Raw genomic sequence first — 16,210 nt, forward strand, 5'->3', positions numbered from 1 at the left:
TCCCGGGAAGTCTCGCGCACGGTCGGGGCTCCGGGCAACCCCCGGCTCAGCCGGCGCGCAGCCGCGCCAGGGAGTCGTCGAGCATCCGCAGCTGGGTGTCGGCGGCGGTGGGGCCGGTGGGCAGCAGGGCGAGGACCTGCAGTCCCATGGCCATGGCCAGCAGCTGCTCGGCGAGGACGTCGTCCGGCGTGGCGACCGTGACGTCGCCGTCCTCCCGGCCCTGGGCGAGCAGGGCGCACAGGTCACGGCGCCAGGTCTGCATGGCGGCGTCGCTGATGCCGGCGAGGCGGTCGTCGGTGACGGTGCGGCTCCAGAACGGCAGGACGATCCGGGCCTCGAGTCGGGTGAGCTCCGTCGTCGGCAGGACCTCGACGAAGAAGGCGCGCAGGGCCGCCACGCCGCGCTCGCCCTCGACCGCCGCCCGGATCCGCTCGTTGGTGCGGTCGAAGACGTAGCCGTACGCGGCCTCGATCAGCTCGTTCTTGTTGGCGAAGTAGTAGGCCAGCGCGCCGTTGGCGTACCCCGCGGCGCGGGCGATCTCCCGCATGGTGGCGGCGTCGGCCCCCTGCGTGGCCATGAGCCGCCAGGTCACCTCGAGGATCTCGCGGCGCTTGGCCTCGTGGTCCACCAGCTTCGGCACCGGGCTCCCGTCCTCTCGTCGGCGACGTCCGAGTCTGACCGATGGGACGGCGGGAGCCCGGCGCCGGGCGTCAGCGGTCGGCGGCCGCGGCCTGCTGCGGCCGGCGCACCAGCGCGACGGCCACCCCGGCGGCGAACGCGGCGGCGATGACGGCCAGCAGCACCGTGGCCAGGACGGCGTCCCCACTGATGAGCGTGGTGAAGTTGGCCAGCACGAGGCCGACGATGCCCAGCAGGCCGAGGGTGCCGAGCACGGGGGCGACGCGGGTGTGCCACAGGCGGCCGTCCACCCGGCTGCGGGCGAAGAACGCCAGCACCGCCACGCTGGTCAGCACCATGAGCAGCAGGACGCTCACCGTCGCCAGGCCCGACATCCAGGTGAACAGCTGCAGCACCGGGTCCGACCCGGCCACGGCGAAGACCGCCACGACCACGAACGCGGTCGCCGTCTGCACCAGCGAGCCGACGTGCGGCGAGGCGTGCCGGGCGTGCGTGCGGCCGAGCCCACCCGGCGCGACGCCCTGCCGGCCCAGCGCGAACAGGTACCGCGAGATGGCGTTGTGGAACGCCAGCAGCGCGGCGAACAGACTGGTCAGCAGCAGCACGACCATGGCGTCGGCGACGGCCGGGCTCAGGTACTCGGCGGTCGCGCTGAACACCAGCCCCGCGGTGTCAGCCTGGGCCGCCGCGACCACGCCGTCGGTGCCGAACGCCAGCACGATCGCCCAGCTGGCCAGCGCGTAGAAGCCGCCGATGAGGACCACCGCCACGTAGGTGGCCAGGGGCACCGTCCGGCGCGGGTTGCGGGCCTCCTCGCCGTAGATGGCGGTGGCCTCGAAGCCGATGAACGACGCGATCGCGAACACGATGCTGATGCCCGGCGCGCCGGAGAAGAACTCCGAGGGCGCGAACGACCGCACGTCGATCCCGTCGGCGCCGCCCTGCGCCAGCACCGCGACGGCCACCACGGCGATGACGCCGATCTCCAGGGTGAGCAGGACGCCGAGGACCTTGGCGCCCACGTCGATGTTCCGGTAGCCCAGCAGGCCGACGACCGCCATGAGCACCAGCGACCAGACCCACCACGGCAGGTCCGGGCCGCCGTACCGGACGACCAGGCCCTCCGCGGTGGCGCCGGCCAGGCCGTAGATCGCCGCCTGGATGGCGGTGTAGGTGAGCAGCGCCAGGCCCGCGGCGCCGACGCCGGTGGACCTGCCGAGCCCCTTGCTGACGTAGGCGTAGAAGGCGCCGGCGTCCACGACGTGCCGGCTCATCGCCGCGTAGCCGACGCTGAACAGCAGCAGGACGACGGCGGCGACGACGTAGGCCATCGGGCTGCCGGGGCCGTTGCCGATCGCGAGCATGACCGGCAGCGCGCCGCCGATCGAGGTGAGCGGTGCGGCCGCCGCGACGACCAGGAAGACGATGCCGACGACGCCGATCGAGCCGCGCAGGCCGCGACCGCCCGCGGGCTCCTCGGGAGCAGGGGCGGGAGCCGGCGCGGTGGAGGAGAGCTCACTCATGGCAGGAACCGCCCTCGGTCGAGCCGCCGGTGGACCGGGAGCGGCAGTGGGCACTGGCGTTGGGCGGGACGTCGAGGGTGGGGTTGCGGTCGAAGAAGCCGACCGGCTTGAGCCGGAAGCCCGTGTGGTCCACGGGCATGATCGGCCAGTCCTCGGGCCGGGGGACGTGGGTGAGGCCGAAGGTGTGCCACACGACGAGGTCGGTGCCCTCGAGGTCGCGGTCGGCGGCGACGTACCCGGGCAGGCCGGCCCCGCCCGGGTGCTGGTTGACGAAGTCGCCGGCCGCGTAGCGCTCGGCGGGATCGTGCCGGGTGACCCACAGGTGCTTGGTGGCGAAGCCGGCGCGGCGGGCGATGGAGCTGTCCGGGTCGGCCAGCAGCGGCGGCTGGCCCTCGGGCAGCAGCGCGTAGGCGACCGGCTCGCCGAGGCGGTTGCGGCTGTTCGGGTTGCTGATGTGCCACACCCGGCCCACCGACTGGTCGGCCATCCGCTGCGCCTCGGACTCGCGGCGCAGCGCCGTCCGCCGCTGGGCGAAGGCGTTGCCCCGCGGGTTGTCCGGGCCCATCGGGACGCGGACGAAGTCGAGTTCCTCGACGGTGTTCGTCGGGCCGTCGACGGCCATGTCCAGCCGGGCGCTGAACAGGTGCTGGTGGAAGGGGGCGCCGAGACCCGGTGCGATCTCCGAGGCGTACGGGTAGCCCGCACCGGGGTGGGCGGAGGTGAAGACGATCCCGGTGGCCTTGACCTCGAAGCCGATGGTGCCGTCGAGGTAGAGGTACCAGTAGAAGCCGTAGTCGTAGTTGCCGATCGTGGTGAAGAAGCTGATCACCATGCGGCGCTGGCGGCGGGTCTCGGAGGACCCGGCCCACAGGTCGGTGTGCTTCCAGAGGATCCCGAAGTCCTCCTCGTGCATGCAGATCGCGTTGCGCAGCACCTGAGGGTTGCCGCGCTCGTCGGCGATCACCGCGTCCATGTAGGTGATGTCGCCGAGGCAGTCGCAGCCGAGCTCGAGGGCGTTGGCGTAGCGGCCGACCAGGTACTCGCCGGTGTCGAAGTAGTTCTGCCACGACCGGACGGGGGAGGGGTCGGCGTAGGGGACGACCATCTCGGCGATCGAGGCGCGGTGGACGACCGGCCGCAGCCGGCCGCCGTCCTCGAAGCCGACCTGGTGCAGGGTCAGCCCCTCGCGGGCGTCGAAGCCGACCCGCAGCTGCCACTTCTCCCAGGCGAGCAGGTTGCCGTCGAGGGTGAAGCTCGGCCCCTCGGGCTGGGTGATCTCGATCGGCTTCTGCGTCGTGCGCAGCGGGCCGGTGAGGGACGGGTCGGTGAAGTTGCCGTGCTCCTCGGGGACCGGCACCGGGCCGAGGTCGACGACCTGGTCGACGGTCCGGTGCATGACGTCGACGTAGGCGACCAGCCCGTCGATCGGGTGCGCCCAGGGGTGGTCCTCGGGGGAGTCCTGGCGGAAGGCCAGGCCGCGCAGGATGCGCCGGCCGGTCTCCTCCGGGTACTCGAAGACGCCGGCCGACAGCGGCGCCACGCGCACGTCGGCGACGTCGAGACCGCGCGCGGCCAGGGCGGTCAGCCAGCGCTCGTCGGTGGCGAGGACCTCCTCGACGAGGGCGAACTCCTCGTCGAGCACCGGCAGCTGCCCGTCGGTGGCGGCGTCGAGGGCGCGGTCGGAGACGACCTCGCGGCAGGTCACCGAGACGACGACGTCGTGGGCGTCGGGCCGCGACACGTCGTGCAGCAGCACCCGGACCCGGCGGTCGACGGGCGCGCCGGCGGACAGCGCCGCCTTGTCCGGCTCCTCGAGGCCGACGTAGACGAAGCGGGTCGTGTCGGCGACCAGCCCGGCGTCGGTCAGGACCTCGCGGGCGGTGGCGACCTCGTCGGCGGCGAGCTGCTCGAGGGGGTGGGTCGCGGTGGACGGCACGGCGGGTGCGGCCATGGGGGCTCCCTGTTTTGATTCTACGGGTGTAGAAAGACTGCGTGACCCAAGTTACAGCCGGTGTCTCGATATGTGAAGCCCGTGTTCCACATACGAAGGCAGCTCCGTGGTTGGCTCCGCTGCGCTGGTGCGCGGTCCTGGTGGCGATGGCCTCCGCCGCGGTGCACGTGCTCGCCCTGGCCACCGGCGGGACGCCGTCGTCGGTGCAGGTGGTGGTGCTGCTCGGCATGGGCGCGGCCTGCCTGCCGTGTGCCGTGCACCTCGCGCTGCTGCCCTGCCGGCGGGCGTGGCTGCAGACCGCCGTCGTGTCCGCGGCCATGCTCGGCGCCCACCCGCTGGTGCCGGCCGGCCACCACGGCGCGGGGCACGGGTCACTAGGCGTCGCGCTGGTCGTCGTCCCCGCCGCCGGGCTGGCGCTGGCCGCGTGGGCGCTGGTGCTGGGTGCCCGGGCGCGTCGGGTGGTGACCTGACCGGTCGCGGCCCGCGCCGCACCCGACCGCCGGCGCGGTCCGCGCCGCACCCGAGCCCGGCGCAACGGGGGGCCGGCTCATCCGGTACAGAGGAGGGCCGGGGTCCGAGCACGGGGGTGGAGCGGTGGCGCTTCGGTCGAGCAGGTCGACGTCGGCGGCGGCGGTCGCGGAGCGGAGCGCCGGGGACGGGACGCGCTGGGCGGCCGTGCTGAGCCTGATGGCCGCCGGGGTGGTCGCCGCGGCCCAGATCGGCAAGGCGTCCGCCGCGCTGCCCGTCCTGCAGGACGAGTTCGGCCTCAGCCCGGCCGCAGCGGCGTGGTTCCTCTCCGTGGTCAGCGCCATCGGCGCGGTGGTGGGCGCCGTCCTGGGGTGGCTCGGGCAGGCGCTCGGGTTCCGCCGTCAGGTCCTGCTCGGGTTGCTCGCGATCCTGCTCGCCAGCGCCGGAGGAGCACTCGTCCCGTCGAGCGGGTGGCTGCTGGCCGCCCGGGCCGCCGAGGGCCTGGGGCTGGTGCTCGTCGTCCTCGCCGCTCCCGCGCTGCTCCTGGAGGTCTCCGCGCCGGTGCACCGCCGACTGGTCGTCGGTGCCTGGGGCGCCTACATGCCGGTCGGTGCCGGGCTGGCCACGCTGCTCGTGCCCGGTGGGGTCGCGCTCGTGGGGTGGCGGGGCACCTGGCTGGTCGACGCGGTCCTGGCCGCGTGCGTCCTGCTGGCCGTGGTCCGGTGGGTGCCCCCGACCCGGGCCCGCCAGCCGGCGCGCGGCGGTCTGGCGCGGGCTCTCCGGTCGCCGGGGGTCCTCTGCCTCGCGGCGGTCTTCGGGCTCTACGCCGGGCAGTACCTCGCGGTCGTCGGGCTGCTGCCCGCCGTGCTCGTCGACGACGGCGGGCTGTCGCTGGCCTCCGCGGGCCTGGTCAGCGCCCTGGTCTTCCTGGTCAACGCCCCCGGCAACGTGCTCGGTGCGGTCCTCCTCCACCGGGGGGTGCCGCGCGGCCGGCTGCTGGTGACCGGCAGCGCCTGCATGGGGGTGGCCGTGTGGGGGGTGCTGGACGCCGGCCTGCCGCTCGGTGTGCGCATCGCCTCGGCCCTGGCGTTCTCCGCGACCGCCGGTCTGGTCCCGGCCGCCGCCTTCAGCGGGGTGGCCGCGATCTCCGCCGGCACCGCGTCGGCGGGGGCGTCCGTGGGCCTGCTGATGCAGGGCTCGAGCATCGGCCAGCTCGGAGGACCGCCCCTCGCGGTCGCGGTCGACGCGGCGGTGGCCTCGTGGGCGGGCCGTCCGGCGACGCTGTGCGGTCTCGCCGCCCTCGCCGTGCTCGGGGGCCTGGCGTACCGGCGGCTGGAGAGACCGCTCGGCCCCTCCGGGGGGCGCGTGCCGAGCTCGGCGGGCCTGTGACCCGGCCCGGTGCCCGGGCGGTCAGCCGACGTCGTCCCGGTCGCCGGTGGCGCGGAGCCGGGACGCGAGCACAGCGCTGCGCTTGAGCGACTCCACGACGACCGAGACCTCCAGGGCCGTCACGGACGCCGACCAGGGGGAGGTCGTGACCAGCTCCCGCAGGGCCGCCTTGTCCGGGGCCGCGACGTCGACGAGGAAGGACCACTCGCCGGCGAGCTCCGCGGCGTACCGGACCGACGACGCCGCGGCGAGCGCCCGGCCCAGCTCGTCGACCCGGCCGGGAGCGGTGCGCAGCCACACCAGGGCCTCGACCGGCAGCCCCAGCAGCGCGGGCTCGACGACGGCGCGGAAGTAGACGACGCCGTCGGAGCGCAGGCCCTCGATCCGCCGCCGCACCGTCGCCTCGGACACCCCGCACAGCCGCGACAGCTCGTCGCTGGTCCGCCGCCCGTCCTCCGCGAGTGCCCGCAGCAGGAGCCGGTCCACGCCGCTCAGCGCCACCCTCGGGGCGGCGCCGGAGAGGGGGATGTCGGGGACGTCGCGGGCGAGCGCCGCCCGCTCGTCCGGGGCCAGCAGGTCCGGCATCCAGTCGTGCACGGTCCGGTGGTAGCGCAGCACGGGCGCGCTGCTCACCCGCCCCAGCCCCGGGACGGCGGGCAGCTCCTCCAGGGTGAGCGCGGCGACGTGCTCGTCGCGGCAGACCACCTCGGCCACGACGTCGGACGTGCCGGTCACGAGGTAGGTGAAGATCGAGTCCCGCCGCCGCGCCAGCGCCCCGGCCGCCAGCCGCGCCGTCCCGGGCGCGCACTGCGCCCGCAGGACCCACGGGTCACCCGCGCCGATCCGCGTCCGCGCCGGCAGCGCGGTGACCACCACCCAGCCCTCCTCGACCAGCCGGGCCCCGCGGCGGGCCACGGTGCGCTCGGGCTCGCCCAGCACCGCGGCGATCTGCCGCCAGGACGCCCGCCCGTCGACCTGCAGCGCGCCGACGATGCGCCGGTCCAGCGGCGTGAGCGGCCCCGGAGGTGTCGTCATGCGCCAGGAGCCTGGCCGATTCCGTCAGTGGCGACAAGACCGTTGCCGATGTCCGTGGCCCGGCCGGACTCTGTGACCCAGTTCGCACTCAGGTCGTCGTCCCCAGGAGGAGTCATGGCCGCACCCGCCGCCGTCGGGACCGGGGGTCCCCGGCATCCGGCCGACCCGCCGGCCCGCTCGTCGAGCCGTCGCCGCGTCCTCGCCGCCACCGGCATCGGCAACGCCCTGGAGTGGTACGACTGGAGCGTCTACGCGATCTTCGCGCCGTTCTTCGCCGCGCAGTTCTTCGCACCCACCGACCCCGTCTCGGCGCTGCTGGCCACGCTGGGCGTCTTCGCCGTCGGGTTCCTCATGCGGCCGCTCGGCGGGTTCGTCTTCGGCTGGCTCGCCGACCGGCGCGGGCGGAAGACGGCCATGGCCCACGCCATGGTGCTGTGCGCCGCCGGCAGCCTGGTCATCGGCCTGGCCCCGACCCACGAGGCCATCGGCGTCGCGGCGCCGGCACTGCTGCTCCTGGCGCGCTGCGTGCAGGGCCTGGCCCACGGCGGCGAGATCGGCTCGTCGCACACGTACCTGGCCGAGATGGCGCCGGCCCGGCGCCGTGGACTGTGGGCCTCGACGATGTACGTGGCGATCACCACCGGCACGCTGGCGGCCACGCTGATCGGTGCGGTGCTGACCAGCACGGTGTCGCCGGAGGCGATGGCGTCGTGGGGCTGGCGCATCCCGTTCCTCGTCGGGGCCGCGCTGGGCGGCTACGCCCTCTGGCTGCGCCGCTCACTGGCCGAGACCGACGCCTTTCAGCAGGAGCGCGCCCGGACCGCGGTCCCCGCCGAGGCGCCGTCGTCCCCATCGCTGCTGACCGGCGTGTGGGCGCACCGCTGGGCTGCCCTGCGGGTCATCGGCCTGACCGTCGGCGGGACGGTCTTCTACTACACGTGGGCGGTCGCGGCCCCCGCCTACGCCATCGGCGTGAAGGGCATCGACCCCGGCAAGGCGCTGTGGGCCGGGGTGGTGGCCAACGTCGTCTTCCTCGCCGTCCTCCCGCTGTGGGGCGCGCTGTCGGACCGGTGGGGACGCCGGCCCAACGGGTTCGTCTTCGGGATCGGCACCGTCGTCCTGGCCTTCCCGCTCACCGCGCTGATCCAGGACGAGGCCTGGCAGCTGGGCGTCGCGATGTCGCTGGCCCTCGTCGTCCTGGCGTCCAGCGCCTCGATGGTGCCCGCGTGGTTCGCCGAGCTGTTCCCGACGCGGGTCCGGGCGTCGGGCATGGCGATCCCGTACTCGATCGCCGTCGCGCTGACCGGCGGGACGGCGCCCTACCTGCAGACGTGGCTGGGCAGCCGCGGGCAGGAGGACCTGTTCACCGGCTACGTGGTCGTCCTCGGGGTGGTCACGCTGCTGACCGTCTGGCGTACCCGCGAGACCCGCGGCACCGAGCTGTCCTGAGCCGGACCGATCGAGAGGAGGACCGACCGTGTCCGAGGAGCTGTGCACCCTGTCCGCCGTCGCGCAGGCGGCCCTGGTCCGCCGCCGCGAGGTCTCGGCCGTCGAGCTGCTGGAGGCGCACCTGGCGCGGATCGACCGGCTCGACCCGCTGGTCAACGCCATCGTGACCCGGGACGACGACGCGGCCCGCGCCGCGGCACGGGAGGCCGACCGGCGGCTCGCCGCGGGGGGACCGGTCGGGCCGCTGCACGGCCTGGCGGTGGCGCACAAGGACACCCACGCCACCGCGGGGATGCGGACGACGTGGGGATCGCCGCTCATGGCCGACTCCGTGCCGGCCGAGGACGAGCTGGTCGTCGCGCGCATCCGGGACGCCGGCGCGGTCCGGGTCGGCAAGACCAACGTCCCTGAGTGGGCCGCGGGCTCGCACACCACCAACCCGCTGTTCGGGCCCACGCGCAACCCCTACGACCTGCGGCGCAGCGCCGGCGGGTCGAGCGGGGGAGCGGCCGCCGCGCTCGCCGCGGGGCTGGTGCCGCTCGCCGAGGGCAGCGACATGGGCGGTTCGTTGCGCAACCCCGCGGCGTTCTGCAACGTCGTCGGGCTGCGGCCCACCCCGGGGCGGGTGCCGATGGTCCCGACCGGGCTCGGCTGGCAGACCCTCGGCGTCCAGGGCCCGATGGGCCGCACCGTCGCCGACGTGGCGCTGCTGCTGTCGGTCGTCGCGGGCCCCGACCCGCGGGCACCGCTGTCGCTGGAGCAGCCCGGGTCGTCGTTCCTCGGAGCTCTCGACACCGACCTGCGGGGGCTGCGCGTGGCGTGGGCGCCCGACCTCGGCGGCCGCATCCCGGTGGACCCCGCGGTCACCGCCGTCCTCACCCCGCAGGGCAAGACCTTCGAGGACCTCGGCGCCGAGGTCACCGAGGCCTGCCCCGACCTCGCCGGCGCCGGCGAGACCTTCGACGTCCTGCGCGCCTGGCACTTCGCCACGACCCTCGGCGACGCCGTCCGCCGGCACCCGGACCGGGTCAAGGAGACCGTGCGGTGGAACGTCGAGCGCGGGTTCCGGCTCACCGCCGAGGACGTCGGCCGGGCCGAGCTGGCGCACACCCGGCTGCACCAGCAGGTGGTCGCGTTCTTCGCGGAGTACGACGTCCTCCTCGCGCCGACCACCCAGGTGCTGCCCTTCGACGTCGACCTCGAGCACCCCACGCAGGTGGACGGCCGGCCGATGGGCGACTACCTGGAGTGGATGCGCTCCTGCTCGCTGATCTCGGCCACCGGGTGCCCTGCGGTGAGCGTGCCGGGCGGGTTCACGCCCGAGGGGCTCCCCGTGGGCCTGCAGGTCGTCGGGCCGCCGCGGGCCGACCGGCGGGTCCTCGAGGTCGCGCACGCGTTCGAGCAGGCGACCGGGCACGGCCGGTTGCGCCCGCCGCTCGTCGGGTGAGCCGGGGCGGCGGTCAGCGGAGGGCGGCGGCGACCTTCGCCGCGGCAGCGGCCACGGCCCGGCCCACCCGGTCGACGTCGATCGTGTCGTCGACGTAGACGACGGCCAGCGCCGCGCGGGCCCCGCCGTCGGGCCCCAGGACGGGGGCGGCGACCGAGTGCATGCCGGGGATGACCTCGCCCCGCGACGTCGCCCAGCCGGTGCGGCGGGCCGCGGCGAGCTCCGGCCGGTCGTCGGGGGACGGCGGCTCCGGGACCAGCAGCGCGAGGCCCGGGGCGCCGCGGCCGACGGGGTGCCGGGTGCCCGGGCGGTAGGTGACGTGCGCCGGGGAGTCGTGGGGCTCGACGCTGGTCACCGTCACCGCCTCGTCGCCGGTGCGCACGACCAGGAAGGCGGTCATGCCCAGCTCCGCGACGAGCTCGTTGAGCCGGGGGAGCGCGGCGGCCTGCAGCCCGGTCCGCACGCCGCGGGCCAGCGCGGCCACCCCGAGCCCGAGCGAGAAGTGTCCGACGGCGTCGCGCTCGACGAGCTGGTGGTCCTCCAGCGTGCGCAGCAGCCGGTAGGTGATCGACCGGTGCAGCCCCAGCGCCTGCCCGATCTCCGCGATCGGCTGCGGCCGCCCGGCGGCGGCCAGGTGCTCGAGGACCCGGAGGCCGCGGTCGAGCGTCTGCGACTGCGGCGTGCTCGCACCCTCGTCCGCCACCATCGCCACCCCCTCCCGTGCCGGTCGGCACCACCCTACGGACGCGGCTCCGCCCCGCCGCCCGGGTGGGGTCCGGACGGCGGGGCGGTGCCGGGCCCTCAGCCGTTGACCACCTGCGGCACGGCCACCGCCTTGAGGCCCTCGACGCCGAACTCCAGCCCGTAGCCGGACTTCTTGACCCCGCCGAACGGGATCATCGGGTGCACGCCGCCGTGGGCGTTGATCCAGACGGTGCCGGCCTCGAGCCGGGCGGCCACGGCGCGCGCCGCCTCCCGGTCGCTGCTCCAGACCGAGGCGCCCAGGCCGACGTCGAGCGCGTTGGCCATGCCGACGGCGTCGTCGACGTCCTCGTACCGCACGATCGGCAGGGCCGGACCGAACTGCTCCTCGGCCACCAGCGGGTTGTCGTCGTCGACGTCGGCCACGATCGTGGTCGGGTAGAAGTGGCCGGGCGCGTCGGGGTCGGGGTCGCCGCCGAGGAGGACCTTCGCGCCGGCCTCGCGCGCGGCGTCGACCAGCCGCGCGACGATCTCGTACTGCGCGCGGTTCTGCAGCGGGCCGAGCACGTTCTGCTCGTCGAGCCCTCGGCCCATCGGCATCGCCTTCGCGACCTCGACCAGCGCCGCGCACACCTCGTCGTAGACGTCGTTGTGCACGTACAGCCGCTTGAGCGCCGCGCACGTCTGGCCGGTGTTGATGAACGCGCCCCAGAACAGGTCCTGCGCGATCGCGCGCGGGTCGACGTCGGGCAGCACGATGCCGGCGTCGTTGCCGCCGAGCTCCAGGGTCAGCCGCTTCACGGTGTCGGCGGAGCTGCGGATGATCGCCTGCCCGGTCGCGGTGGAGCCGGTGAACACCAGCTTGTCCACGCCGGGGTGGGCCGACAGGCGGGCACCCACCTCCCGCTCGCCGGCGACGACGCTCAGCACGTCGGCGGGCAGCACGCCGTTCAGGACCTCGACGAGGGCCAGGACGGAGAGCGGGGTGTGCTCCGAGGGCTTGACCACCACGGTGTTGCCCATCCGCAGCGCGGGGGCGACCTGCCAGATCGTGATCATCATCGGCCAGTTCCACGGGCCGATCGCGCCGACCACGCCGACGGGGCGGTAGTGCAGCTCGGCGTGGGTCTGGCCGTCGTCCACCACGGTCCCGCCGGGGAGCTCGGTGGCCGCGGTGGCGCGCAGCCACGCGGCGCACGCGCCGACCTCGAAGCGGGCGTTCGGGCCGTTGAGCGGCTTGCCCTGCTCCCGGGAGAGCAGCTCGGCGAGCGGTTCGGCGGCCGCCTCGACCGCGTCCGCCGCGCGCAGGAGCAGCTCGATGCGGTCGGCGTCGGGACGGGCCGCCCAGGCCGGCTGCGCGGCGCGGGCACGGGCGACGGCGGCGTCGAGGTCCTCGACGGAGCGGACCGGAGCGCGGCCGACGACCTCTCCCGTCGCGGGGTCGAGGACCTCGCGGCCGCCGGGGTCGGTGACGGCGGCCAGCAGGTCGTCGTAGGTCGGCGTCTCCGGCGTGGGGGTCCCGGGCTCGCTTCCGGTGGGGGTGGTCATCGTCGCCTTTCGATCGGAGGGAGGAGCGGGGGAGGGGGCGGCTGGGCTCACGGCGCCGGCTGGATGCGCCCGGTGACCTCGCCGAAGGTGATCCGGCCGCCGCCGGCACCCGGCGCGGTGGCGGTGATGGTCACCTCGTCGCCGTCCTCGAGGAACGTGCGGGTGGAGCCGTCGGCGAGGGTCAGCGGCTCGGTGCCGCCCCAGGACAGCTCGATGAACGAGCCGCGCTGCTCCTTGCCCGGGCCGGAGACGGTGCCCGACGCGTAGAGGTCACCGGTGCGCAGGGACGCGCCGTTGACGGTCATGTGCGCGAGCTGCTGGGCCGGCGTCCAGTACAGCCCGCCGAACGGTGGGCAGCTGATGAGCTCGCCGTTGAGCCGGACCTCGAGGGTGAGGTCGAGACCCCAGGGGGAGTCGGTGTCGTCGAGGTAGGGGAGCAGCGGCACGTCGCGGGCCGGCGCGGGGACCCGGGCGGCCTCCAGCGCGGCCAGGGGCACCACCCACGGCGACAGCGAGGTGAGGAAGGACTTGCCGAGGAACGGGCCCAGCGGCACGTACTCCCACGACTGGAGGTCCCGGGCGGACCAGTCGTTGACCAGGCAGACGCCGAACACGTGTTGCGGGAAGTCGGCCACCGGCACCGGCCGGCCGAGCTGCGACGGCGTGCCGACGACGAAGCCCACCTCGGCCTCGATGTCCAGCCGCTGGGAGGGGCCGAAGGTCGGGGCGTCGTCGGTGGGCGCCTTGCGCTGCCCGTTCGGCCGGACGACGGGGGTGCCCGACACCTGCACGGTGCCGGCGCGGCCGTGGTAGCCGATCGGCAGGTGCTTCCAGTTCGGCGTCAGCGCCGCGGAGTCGGGCCGGAACATCTTCCCGAGGTTCTCCGCGTGGTGCTGCGAGCTGTAGAAGTCGACGTAGTCGGCCACCTCGACCGGCAGGTGCAGGGTCACCTCCGACCGCGGCACCAGGTGCGGCTGCACCGCCGCCCGGTGCGCCTCGTCGGTGAACCACGTGGTCAGCTGCTCGCGCAACTGCGCCCACGCCTGCGGCCCGCGCGCCATGAACGTGTTGAGCGAGCCGGTGGCGTGCCCGTCGTCCCCCGTGGCCGCGGCCAGGTCGAGCACGTGCTCGCCGATCGCGACCCCGGTCCGCGGCGCGGTGCCGGGGGTGGAGAAGACGCCGTAGGGGAGGTTGTCCAGCCCGAAGCCGGTGCCGGGCGGGAGGTCCAGCCAGGTCGTCATGCCGAGGGCCCCCGGCCGGACCAGGTCCAGGCGTACTTCCCGTCGTCGGCGGCGGTGCCGGCCTCGCCGAGGTCCAGCGGCCGGAAGGTGTCGACCATGACGGCGAGCTCGTCGAAGTACTCCACGCCGAGGGAGTTCTCGACCGCGCCGGGCTGCGGGCCGTGGGAGTGCCCGCCCGGGTGCAGGCTGATCGAGCCCTTGCCGATGCCCGAGCCCTTGCGCGCCTCGTAGTCGCCGTCGACGTAGAACATGACCTCGTCGGAGTCGACGTTGGAGTGGTAGTAGGGCACCGGGACCGCCAGCGGGTGGTAGTCGACCTTGCGCGGCACGAAGTTGCAGATCACGAAGTTGTCGCCCTCGAAGACCTGGTGCACCGGCGGCGGCTGGTGGACCCGGCCGGTGATCGGCTCGAAGTCGCGGACGTTGAACGCGTAGGGGTAGAGGTGCCCGTCCCAGCCCACGACGTCGAACGGGTGCTCCGGGACGACGTGCACGGTGCCGGCCAGCCCGCCGGGGCCGGGCCCGCGGTGCTTGACGTAGACCTCGACGTCGGTGCCCTCGGCCAGCAGCGGCTCGGCCGGGCCGCGCAGGTCCCGCTCGCAGTAGGGCGCGTGCTCGAGGAACTGCCCGTACTTGCTCAGGTAGCGCCTGGGCGGCGCGATGTGGCTGTTGGCCTCGACGGCGTAGGTGCGCAGCGGCTCGGTGCCGGTCGGGATCCAGCGGTGGGTGGTGGTCCGCGGGATGACCACGTAGTCGCCGGCGCCCACCTCCAGCGCGCCGAACACCGTCTCCACCGTCGCCGCGCCCCGCTCGACGTAGACGCACTCGTCGCCGGTCGCGTTGCGGTAGTACGGGCTGGTCAGGGACGACACCGCGTAGGAGATGCGGACGTCGCCGTTGCCCAGCACCAGCCGGCGGCCGGTGACCGGGTCGACGGCCTTGTGCTCCTCGCCGGGGAACAGGTCGTGCAGCTTCAGGTGCCGGGGCACCAGCGGGCTGTTGGGGGTCAGCGTCTGGTCGGGCAGCGCCCACGGGCGGGCGTCGACGATCGCCGACGGGACGCCGCGGTGGTAGAGCAGCGAGGAGTCCGACGAGAAGCCCTCCTCACCGACCAGTTCCTCGTAGTACAGACCGCCGTCGGGACGGCGGTGCTGGGTGTGCCGCTTCGGCGGGACGCTGCCCACCTGCCGGTAGAACGCCATGGTGTGCCTCCTTCAGGCCGGGACGGGGGTGGGGACAGGGCGGGCGAGCAGCCGGGCCACCGCGGGGGCGACGTCGGCGGCGCGGGTGAGGACGGCGGCCACGTGCCCGTCGGGGCGCAGCACCCAGACCTCGTCGGGCCGCACGCCGAGCGCCTCGCGCAGCGTCGGCCCGCCGTCCAGGTCGCGGACGCGGTGCACCGCGACGGGCACGTCGCCGAGGTCGGGCAGGGACGGGGTCTCGGCGTCGTCCCCGACCAGCACGGTGACCCCCGCGCGGGCGAGCTGGCGCAGCCGGACGACGTCCGGCCGGCCCGGCACGCTGACCGGGCAGTCGGGCACCAGGACCCCGGGGGCGGGGACGGGGACGTCGCCGCGGGCGGGCCGGCCCGGGAAGGGGCGGCGGTCGTCCGGGGTCGTCAGGGGCGAGTCGACGTACCAGAACGGCTCGGCCAACCGGCCGGAGTCGACCTGCGCCCGGGCGGCCGGGTCGGTGGCGGCCCGCTCGAGGACGTCGAGCCGGTGCCGGGCGTCGGCCTCGCTGCCGGGCACCAGGAACCGCATCGTCGCGCCAGTGACCTCGATGTTCTCCAGGGCCGCGGCGTGCCGCTCGTCGTGGTAGCTGTCCAGCAGCGACTCCGGCGCCCAGCCGTGGAGCACGAAGGCGATCTTCCAGGCGGCGTTCTCGGCGTCGAGCACCCCGGAGTTGAGGCCGCGTGCGCCGAAGGGGGAGACCAGGTGCGCCGCGTCACCGGCGACCAGGACCCGCCCGACCCGCATGCGGTCCACGACCCGCGAGTGGAACCGGTAGACCGACTTCCACACGACCTCGTAGTCGCGGTCGCCGATGACCTGCCGGATCCGCCGGTCCAGCCCGCCCGAGGCCTCCTCGGCGGCCAGGTCGAACTCCGCCGGCACCTGCCAGTCGATCCGGAACGTCGAGTCCGGGCAGGGGTGGATGAGCACCTGCCGGCCCGGGTTCCACGCCGGGTCGAAGTAGAAGCGGCGCTCGGTCTCCCAGCCGGGCAGGTCGGTGCGGATGTCGCAGATGAGGAAGTGGTCGTCGAACGTCTCGCCCTCGAAGGTCAGCCCGAGGGCCGACCGCAGCGCGTCGCTGCGCGGGCCGGGGCAGGCGACGACGTAGGAGCCGCGCACCGGGACCTCGCCGTCCGCCGTCGCGCAGGTGAGGGTCACGCCGGTCTCGTCCTGGGCGACGCCGACCACCCGGGAGCCCCAGCGCACCTCGATCAGCGGCTGCTCGGCGATCCGCGCGTCGAGCAGCTGCTCGGTCTCGCACTGGGAGATGTTGACGAACGGCGGGAACGGGGACTTCCCGCGGTCGGCGAAGGTGAAGCTGAACAGCTCGGCGTCGCGGTGGAAGGTGCGCGCCGTCGTCCAGGTGACGCCGCGGCGGGCGACCTCGGCGCCGACGCCGACGGCGTCCCAGACGTCGAGGACGTCGCGCTGCTGGCAGATGGCCTTGCTGCCGATCGCGTCCCGCTCGGGGCGGCCGTCGAGGACGACGACCCGCAGGCCCCAGCGGGCCAGCAGCAGCGCCGCGGTCTGGCCGACCGGGCCGGCGCCGACGACCAGCACGGGCAGGTCGGAGGTCATCGCGG

13 protein-coding genes are annotated in these 16,210 nt (G+C 75.0%); 4 read left to right on the forward strand and 9 right to left on the reverse strand.

Translation table 11 applies throughout. The features are described 5' to 3' along the window. Positions 1–46 precede the first annotated feature (46 nt). From ACI789_RS01260 to ACI789_RS01270, 3 genes are all read right to left on the reverse strand, one after another. Positions 47–640, reverse strand: coding sequence for a TetR/AcrR family transcriptional regulator (locus ACI789_RS01260; protein ID WP_457006327.1), 594 nt, complete (start codon positions 638–640; stop codon positions 47–49). A 70-nt stretch (positions 641–710) separates the two neighbouring features. Further along, a complete protein-coding gene (locus ACI789_RS01265; protein ID WP_457006328.1) occupies positions 711–2,162 on the reverse strand; it encodes an APC family permease in 1,452 nt (483 codons plus the stop codon). Continuing rightward, positions 2,155–4,113, reverse strand: coding sequence for a primary-amine oxidase (locus ACI789_RS01270; RefSeq protein ID WP_457006329.1), 1,959 nt, complete (start codon positions 4,111–4,113; stop codon positions 2,155–2,157). Before ACI789_RS01270 ends, ACI789_RS01265 begins: the two co-directional genes overlap by 8 nt. 110 nt (positions 4,114–4,223) lie before the next feature. Between ACI789_RS01270 and ACI789_RS01275 the strand changes: the two genes are divergently transcribed. Continuing rightward, entirely contained in the window at positions 4,224–4,583 is a 360-nt protein-coding gene (locus ACI789_RS01275) for a hypothetical protein (RefSeq protein WP_457006330.1), read from the forward strand. 124 nt (positions 4,584–4,707) lie between these two features. Next, complete coding sequence (locus ACI789_RS01280) at positions 4,708–5,970, forward strand: MFS transporter (protein ID WP_457006331.1); 1,263 nt, start codon at positions 4,708–4,710, stop codon at positions 5,968–5,970. Positions 5,971–5,991: 21 nt separating this feature from the next. On the opposite strand, the gene ACI789_RS01285 is transcribed toward ACI789_RS01280, so the two are convergent. Continuing rightward, positions 5,992–7,005 (reverse strand): Lrp/AsnC family transcriptional regulator, encoded by a 1,014-nt coding sequence (locus tag ACI789_RS01285; RefSeq protein ID WP_457006332.1) that lies wholly within the window; start codon positions 7,003–7,005, stop codon positions 5,992–5,994. Between the two features lie 114 nt (positions 7,006–7,119). Here ACI789_RS01285 and ACI789_RS01290 point away from each other — a divergent pair, with 114 nt between their 5' ends. Then, positions 7,120–8,454, forward strand: a complete 1,335-nt coding sequence (locus ACI789_RS01290) for an MFS transporter (RefSeq protein ID WP_457006333.1) — start codon at positions 7,120–7,122, stop codon at positions 8,452–8,454. A 28-nt stretch (positions 8,455–8,482) separates the two neighbouring features. Beyond that, on the forward strand, positions 8,483–9,901 hold the full coding sequence (locus ACI789_RS01295) for an amidase (RefSeq protein ID WP_457006334.1): 1,419 nt from the start codon (positions 8,483–8,485) through the stop codon (positions 9,899–9,901). A 13-nt stretch (positions 9,902–9,914) separates the two neighbouring features. Here the strand turns inward: ACI789_RS01295 and ACI789_RS01300 are convergent, their stop codons facing one another. The 5 genes from ACI789_RS01300 to ACI789_RS01320 form a co-directional block, all read right to left on the reverse strand. Beyond that, positions 9,915–10,607, reverse strand: coding sequence for an IclR family transcriptional regulator (locus ACI789_RS01300; protein WP_457006335.1), 693 nt, complete (start codon positions 10,605–10,607; stop codon positions 9,915–9,917). 95 nt (positions 10,608–10,702) lie between these two features. Next, complete coding sequence (locus tag ACI789_RS01305; RefSeq protein WP_457006336.1) at positions 10,703–12,151, reverse strand: aldehyde dehydrogenase family protein; 1,449 nt, start codon at positions 12,149–12,151, stop codon at positions 10,703–10,705. A gap of 47 nt (positions 12,152–12,198) precedes the next feature. Continuing rightward, complete coding sequence (fahA, locus tag ACI789_RS01310) at positions 12,199–13,392, reverse strand: fumarylacetoacetase (protein WP_457006337.1); 1,194 nt, start codon at positions 13,390–13,392, stop codon at positions 12,199–12,201. Further along, complete coding sequence (locus ACI789_RS01315) at positions 13,389–14,594, reverse strand: cupin domain-containing protein (RefSeq protein WP_457006338.1); 1,206 nt, start codon at positions 14,592–14,594, stop codon at positions 13,389–13,391. Before ACI789_RS01315 ends, fahA begins: the two co-directional genes overlap by 4 nt. A gap of 12 nt (positions 14,595–14,606) precedes the next feature. Next, entirely contained in the window at positions 14,607–16,205 is a 1,599-nt protein-coding gene (locus tag ACI789_RS01320; RefSeq protein ID WP_457006339.1) for an FAD-dependent monooxygenase, read from the reverse strand. Positions 16,206–16,210 lie beyond the last annotated feature (5 nt).

Source organism: Geodermatophilus sp. SYSU D00965 (assembly GCF_054050075.1).

What these genes read in the sequence shown, in the direction of transcription:
- ACI789_RS01265 (WP_457006328.1), bottom strand. Translation starts at nt 2,162, where the DNA reads ATGAGTGAGCTCTCCTCCACCGCGCCGGCTCCCGCCCCTGCTCCCGAG.
- ACI789_RS01270 (WP_457006329.1), bottom strand. Translation starts at nt 4,113, where the DNA reads ATGGCCGCACCCGCCGTGCCGTCCACCGCGACCCACCCCCTCGAGCAG.
- ACI789_RS01285 (WP_457006332.1), bottom strand. Translation starts at nt 7,005, where the DNA reads ATGACGACACCTCCGGGGCCGCTCACGCCGCTGGACCGGCGCATCGTC.
- ACI789_RS01290 (WP_457006333.1), top strand. Translation starts at nt 7,120, where the DNA reads ATGGCCGCACCCGCCGCCGTCGGGACCGGGGGTCCCCGGCATCCGGCC.
- ACI789_RS01300 (WP_457006335.1), bottom strand. Translation starts at nt 10,607, where the DNA reads ATGGTGGCGGACGAGGGTGCGAGCACGCCGCAGTCGCAGACGCTCGAC.
- ACI789_RS01305 (WP_457006336.1), bottom strand. Translation starts at nt 12,151, where the DNA reads ATGACCACCCCCACCGGAAGCGAGCCCGGGACCCCCACGCCGGAGACG.
- fahA (WP_457006337.1), bottom strand. Translation starts at nt 13,392, where the DNA reads ATGACGACCTGGCTGGACCTCCCGCCCGGCACCGGCTTCGGGCTGGAC.
- ACI789_RS01315 (WP_457006338.1), bottom strand. Translation starts at nt 14,594, where the DNA reads ATGGCGTTCTACCGGCAGGTGGGCAGCGTCCCGCCGAAGCGGCACACC.
- ACI789_RS01320 (WP_457006339.1), bottom strand. Translation starts at nt 16,205, where the DNA reads ATGACCTCCGACCTGCCCGTGCTGGTCGTCGGCGCCGGCCCGGTCGGC.